Below are 1,005 nucleotides of genomic sequence, written 5' to 3'. Positions count from 1 at the left end.
ATCGTCGCCTCAATACGGGCGACAGTGCGCCGTTCGCGATCCCAGGACTTTGCCTTGTGGCGCGTCTCGGCATAGCCACGCAGAACCGGCAGGTTCTCGATGGCGCGTCGGGTGCGGATGTCGTCGGCGACCTCGTCGACTTTTCTGGCGAGAGGCTTGGTGCCGGACAGACCGAAGATGTAGTCGATGCCGTTGGTCTCGCACCACGCCATGGCCTCCGGCCGGGCATAGTGCCCGTCGCCACGGAACGTAATTTGCGTGTTGTGCCATCGCGTCCGGATATGCCGTACCAGGCGGCGCAGATGGGCACGCACCTCGACGCCGCCCGGCGTCTTGCCGGGCCTCAGCACGACCGCCACGGGACGGCTCTTCTCCGTGTCGTAGACGTGGATCGGCAGGAAGCAGCGTTCGTCATAATGAGCGTTGAACAGCGAGAGCTGCTGATGGCCGTGGACGACGTCGCAGGTATCATCGATGTCGAGCGTGACGGATGCCGGCTCGCGCGGGTAGCTATCCATCCATGCGTCGACCAAAATGTAGGTCAGCCGGATCACGTCGCGCAGGCGCGGAGCATTCTCCAGCCGCGACAGCGTCGGCTGGGAACACAAATCCCGGCCCGTGTCCGGCAGCCGTCCGCAGGCCAGTTTGAATGCCGGATCGGACCTCAGATGATCGAGGTCGTCGGCGTCCTCGTAGCCGCAGCAGATCGCGAACATGCGAGCGCGGAACATATCGACCAGGCTGTGCACGACCCGCGTCGGATCGCGCCGATCCGGGAACACCCGGGCCAGATTGTTGGCCAAACCGAGACGCCGCTCGGCCATCGCCAGAAGCATCACGCCCCCGTTCGAGGTTAGGCGCCCACCATCGAAGGCAGCTGTGACTTTCTTGGCGTGAACGGCTGGAAACGAGAAGGGCGGAATCGTATCGTCGGTCATGGCGGGCGTGGCGTTCGCGGTTGGAGGTGATGGGGTTGGCTTCACAACCGAATCCTACGCCGTATCA

General features: G+C 64.0%; 1 protein-coding gene. It reads right to left on the bottom strand.

The window, feature by feature from the left end:
• The coding region (locus JQ632_RS39175; protein ID WP_212408053.1) for an IS1380-like element ISBdi2 family transposase at positions 1 to 938 on the bottom strand (938 nt) is incomplete at its 3' end.
• Between the last annotated feature and the right edge of the window lie 67 nt (positions 939 to 1,005).

It is taken from the genome of Bradyrhizobium liaoningense (assembly GCF_018130955.1).
GTDB lineage: Bacteria > Pseudomonadota > Alphaproteobacteria > Rhizobiales > Xanthobacteraceae > Bradyrhizobium > Bradyrhizobium liaoningense_C.
This window is presented reverse-complemented; position numbering and strand designations above follow the sequence as displayed.